Origin of the sequence: Bradyrhizobium sp. SHOUNA76, assembly GCF_023006445.1 — a bacterium.
Taxonomy (GTDB): Bacteria; Pseudomonadota; Alphaproteobacteria; order Rhizobiales; family Xanthobacteraceae; genus Bradyrhizobium.
Genome location: NZ_JALBHA010000466.1, coordinates 1 through 5076 on the forward strand (window position 1 = coordinate 1; position 5076 = coordinate 5076).

At 64.6% G+C, this 5076-nt stretch carries 6 protein-coding genes; 2 read left to right on the top strand and 4 right to left on the bottom strand.

The window, feature by feature from the left end; translation table 11 throughout:
* The 3 genes from MOV74_RS30900 to MOV74_RS30910 all read right to left on the bottom strand — a co-directional run.
* The coding region (locus tag MOV74_RS30900) for a TRAP transporter large permease subunit (protein ID WP_246930639.1) at positions 1-349 on the bottom strand (349 nt) is incomplete at its 3' end.
* Between the two features lie 2 nt (positions 350-351).
* A complete protein-coding gene (locus tag MOV74_RS30905; protein WP_246930641.1) occupies positions 352-861 on the bottom strand; it encodes a TRAP transporter small permease in 510 nt (169 codons plus the stop codon).
* A gap of 222 nt (positions 862-1083) precedes the next feature.
* Positions 1084-2100, bottom strand: a complete 1017-nt coding sequence (locus tag MOV74_RS30910; protein ID WP_246930643.1) for a TRAP transporter substrate-binding protein — start codon at positions 2098-2100, stop codon at positions 1084-1086.
* 260 nt (positions 2101-2360) lie between these two features.
* On the opposite strand from MOV74_RS30910, the gene pobA reads away from it, so the two are divergent.
* Both pobA and MOV74_RS30920 read left to right on the top strand, forming a co-directional pair.
* Entirely contained in the window at positions 2361-3530 is a 1170-nt protein-coding gene (gene pobA / locus MOV74_RS30915) for a 4-hydroxybenzoate 3-monooxygenase (protein ID WP_246930645.1), read from the top strand.
* A gap of 232 nt (positions 3531-3762) precedes the next feature.
* Positions 3763-4182: a PaaI family thioesterase gene (locus tag MOV74_RS30920; protein ID WP_246930647.1), complete on the top strand. Its 420-nt coding sequence runs from the start codon at positions 3763-3765 to the stop codon at positions 4180-4182.
* 150 nt (positions 4183-4332) lie between these two features.
* Here MOV74_RS30920 and MOV74_RS30925 read toward each other — a convergent pair.
* Positions 4333-5076: LysR substrate-binding domain-containing protein (locus tag MOV74_RS30925; protein ID WP_246930649.1), on the bottom strand; the 744-nt coding region annotated here is incomplete at its 5' end.

Here is a 5076-nt window from a genome sequence, read left to right on the forward strand (position 1 = left end):
AGGAACCGCAGATCGCTGCAAAGCCGCCGCAGGCGCCGACGGTCGCGATGCCGAGCCCGCCGCGCAAATGGCCGACGAAGCCGTTGGCCGCGCGGAACAGCTCGCGGCTCATGCCGGAATTGGAGACGAAGGAGCCCATCAGCAGGAACATCGGGATGACGCCGAAGGTGTAGTCGGTGACTGTGCGCATCGAGGTCTGGCCGACCAGCTTCAGCGCCGCATTCCCGTTGACGAGGTAGGCGAAGCCGGAGACGCCGACGAGGCCCATGGCCATGCCGACGGGCACGCGCAGCAGCATCAGGACGAACAGGGAAACGAAGCCGATTACGGCGACGGCATCGGTGCTCATGATTACTCCGTCGCCTTCAATTTGGGGTCATGCATCTCTTCGGGATGGAAGATCAGCCGGTAGGTGCGGATCGCGATCAGCAGCACGGCGCAGACGTCGCCGATCCAGGCGGCCGCGAAGAACGGCCAGGTCGGCATGTGCATGTCGAAGGTCTGGACGTTGTCATTGTAGGTGCCGCGCACCTTGTCGAACAGCGTCCAGGTCTGCACGGTCACGACGAACAGCAGAACCAGGGTTGCGAACACGTCGATCCAGCGTTGATGGCGCGGCCCGACATTGCCCCAGACCAGATCGACCGTGATGTGGGTGCCGCGATAGGAGGTCGCCGCGATGCCCCAGAAGATGAGAATGCCGAGCAGCATGCGGCCGATGTCGAAGCTGTCGGGGATCGAGTAGTTCAGCGTGTTGCGCAGCAGCACCGACAGGAAGATGTCGAGCGCGACGATGCCGACGAATCCGGCTGCGATCCATTCGATCGTGTCGATCACGCGATCCATCCAGGAGCGCTTCATGGGAAAGAGTCCTTCAGGCGAGTGCGAGGTGTGTCCGCGATGAAAGCTGCGCTCCCTCTCCCGCTTGCGGGGGAGGGTTGGGGAGAGGGTATTTCCGCAACCGAGGACCCCGAAGAGGAGAGAGCCCTCACCCGGCGCGCGGGACGATGCTTCGCATCGACCGGGCGCGCCGACCTCTCCCGCAAGCGGGAGAGGTGCAGCGAGTACGCGGCCGCTGCTGGGCTACTCCGCCAGCGCGTTGTACTTCTTCAGCGACGCCTTGAGATCCGCGAGCGCCGCGTCGGGATCGGCGCCGGCCTTCTTGGCGCCCTCACTCCAGGTCTTCACCAGCGGCTCGGCGGCCTTCTTCCATGCGGCGGTCTGTTCGGGTGTCAGCTTGTAGACCTCGTGGCCGGATTCCGCCTTCACCTTGTCGATGCCGGCATCCTCGAACTTGCCCCAGTGCTCGCCGACCGCGCCCGCCATTTCGACCGAGCAATTCTTGTCGATCGCGGCCTTCTGCTTGTCGGACATCGCATTGTACTTGTCCTTGTTGATCACGAACACGAATGTCGTGGTGTAGAGCGGCGCCTCCATGTCGTACTTGGTCACCTTGTCGATGCCGAACAGCACCAGGGAGCCCCAGGGGAAGGTGACGCCGTCGGCGACGCCGCGCTCGATGATGTCGCGCACTTCCGGCGCCGAAGACTGCACGTTGGTGCCGCCGAGCGAGGTGACGAAATTCGCCATGGTGGCGTGCGCAGGGCGGATCTTCATGCCCTTCACGTCCTCAGGGCTGACGATCTTCTTGGTTTTGGAATGGAAGGAGGAGGGCGAGTGGACGAAGGCGAGGCAGTATTTGACGTCCTTCATCTCCTTCTCGGCATATTTGCGATACCAGGCGTCCAGCCCCATCGAGCCGCCCTTGGCGTCGGAGATCAGGAACGGCAGCTCGCCGGCGCCGACGATCGGGAAACGGCCGGGCTGGTAGCCGGGATTGACGTAGGTGACGTCGGCGATGCCGTCGCGTGCCATGTCGTAATGGTCGAACGCCTTGCCGAGCTGCTGGGCTGGAAACACCTTGCCCTTGATGGTGCCGCCGGAGTCCTTCTCGACCGCCGCAGCCCAGTCTTCCAGCGACTTCTGCAGGGGATGCGAGGCCGGCACCCAGTGCGAGATCTTCAAATCGAAGGTCTTGTCCTGCGCCAAGGCAGGCGTCACGCTCGCGGCCAGCAGCAATGCCAGGCAGGCTTTTCTCATCACGCGTCTCTCCCTTTTCGACGGCGGGCTTCGATGGCCCGGTCTCGTTAATTAACATGTTATCTAATTGGCCGGCGCGTTCAAGCCGGAACTGGCGCGCGCCTTGTCGCGCCGTCTACGTCAGCGATGTTGCATGGATTTGTCGCTGCGGGCGACGACCGCTCCCCTTTTGTCCAAACGTTATATGATATAATTATCGTCTGCGGGCTGGCGCGACAAGCGGGCCGTGCGGAAGCCTACAGGATCGGAAGGAGCAAGTATTGCGGACAAAAGTCGCAATCATCGGGGCCGGACCGGCCGGATTGTTGCTTGGGCAACTGCTGCACGCTTACGGCATCGACAATATCATTCTGGAGCGGCAGAGCCCGGACTATGTGCTCGGCCGCATTCGCGCCGGCCTGCTGGAGGAGGGAACCGTCGCGCTGCTCGACCAGGTCGGTGCCGGCGCGCGGGCGCATGCCGAAGGCCTGCTGCACGAGGGCATCGAGCTCGCCTTTTCCGGCCGCCGACACCGCATCGACATGAAGGCCGCGACAGGCAAGACGGTGATGATTTACGGCCAGACCGAGGTCACGCTCGACCTGATGAACGCGCGCAAGGCCGCCGGTCTCGTCTCGGTCTACGAGGCCAGCGACGTGCAGCCGCATGATTTCGACGGCAGTCACCCGCGCGTAACCTACGTCAAGGACGGCGTTACCCATACGATCGATTGCGACTTCATTGCCGGCTGCGACGGTTTTCACGGCGTCAGCCGCGCCAGCGTTCCGGCCACGGCGATCGAGGAGTTCGAGCGGATCTATCCGTTCGGCTGGCTCGGCATTTTGTCCGATACGCCGCCGGTCAGCCATGAGCTGATCTATTCCAACCATGCGCGCGGCTTTGCGCTTTGCACCATGCGCTCGACCAGACGCAGCCGCTACTATGTGCAGTGCGCGCTCGATGACCATGTCGACCAATGGCCCGACGACCGCTTCTGGGACGAACTGAAGCGCCGGCTCGACCAGGAGGCGGCCGACAGTCTCGTCACGGGCCCATCGATCGAGAAGAGCATCGCGCCCCTGCGCAGCTTCGTCGCCGAGCCGATACGCTTCGGCCGGATGTTCTTGTGCGGCGATGCCGCCCACATCGTGCCGCCGACCGGCGCCAAGGGGCTGAACCTTGCGGCCAGCGACGCGCATTATCTGTCGAGCGCCTTGCGCGAGTTCTACGACGAGAAATCGAGCGCCGCGATCGACGCCTATTCCGTCACGGCGCTGGCGCGGGTCTGGAAGGCCGTGCGTTTCTCCTGGTGGATGACCTCGATGCTGCACAAATTCCCCGACACCGGCACGATCGGCGCCCGCATCCAGCTCGCCGAGCTCGACTACGTCACGCAGTCGCAGGCCGCGATGACATCGCTGTCGGAGAATTACGTGGGGCTGCCGTTTTGAGGGTGGCGACGTTGGTGCCGTAGGGTGGGCAAAGCGCAGCGTGCCCACCAGCTCTCTCGATCATCGAGAGATCGTGGGCACGGCGCTTTGCGCCTTTGCCCACCCTAGGGGACCGTTGTTGTGGCGCCGCACGTTTCAAACGCCCGCACAAATCCCGTTTAAAGCTTTGTAGGTGATGCATTCATCACTTCGTTCGCGTTCAATGCCGGCACCCCTGCAACGCGAGACAGCCATGATCACCCCCGACATCCCCGCCGGCTTCGAGTCGCATTTCCGCAAAGCCCCGCTCACCGATCCCTGGGAGCCGCTCTATTCGAAGAAGACCGACAAGGGCGTCACCGTGGGATTGCGGCTGGCGACGCCGCACACCAACGCGCGCGGGCTCATCCATGGCGGGCTGATTGCGGCGCTGGCCGATGCCGCCATGGGCTATAGCTGCGCCCAGGCCACGGGCTGGACCACCTCGTTCGTCACGATCTCGCTGTCGGTCGACTATGTCGGCGCGGCCGAGATCGGCCAATGGCTCGCGGTCGAGGGCGAGGCGATCAAGACCGGCAATACGATCTGTTTCGCGCAGTGCCTGGTGAGGGCCGACGACGCCGTGATCGCGCGGGCCAGCGGCACGTTCCGGGTGGTGCCGAAGAAGGGGTAGCTCCACTCTCTCCGTGTCCCGGACGCGCTGCAGCGTGTAACGCTGCTGCGCAGAGCCGGGACCCATGTCTCGACATGGAGCCCTGCCGCCTTCTGGGCCCCGGCTCTGCATCGCATCACTGCGTGCTGCGATGCGTCCGGGGCACGAGTGCTACCCAAACCGCCACTGCGCCGTCTCCACCACGAGATCGACGAACGCGCGCACCTTGGCCGAGAGCAGGCGCGAGGTCGGATAGACGATGTGGATCGGAAGCACCGGCTGTTCGTATGCCGCGAGCACGATTTTGAGCCGTCCGCGCTTCAGGCCGTCGGCGGCCTGATAGGCCAGCACGCGCGTCACGCCGCCGCCGGCCTCGGCATATTGCAGCGCCGCGTCGGCGCTGTTGCTGATGAAACGGGGAGACGGCGTCACCTCGATGTCGCGGCCGTCGCGCAGGAAGCGCCATTCGGACCAGGGGCCGAACTGGATAGTCTGATGTGCGGGAAGGGCTTCCGGCGTCTTGGGTTCGCCGTGGCGCTTGAGATAGTCGGGCGAGGCCACAACGATCCGCCTCATCTGGCCGACCTGGCGCGCCACCAGCGAGGAATCGGCGAGATGGCCGATCCGCACCGCGGCGTCGACGGCGTCCTCCACGAGGTTGACGAGATGGTCGGAGAGCCGCAATTCGCAGGCGACCTCGGGATAGCGCTTGAGATAGGCGGTCATGACCGGCCCGACATGCAGACGGCCGAAGCCGACCGGCGCCGATACCACGAGCCGTCCGCTCGGCCGGTTGCGCTCCTCCCGCGCAGAGCCATCGGCCTCCTCGACATCGGCGAGGATGCGCCTTGCGCGTTCCAGATAGCGCGTGCCGACATCGGTCAATCTCACCTGCCGCGTGGTCCGCTGCAGCAG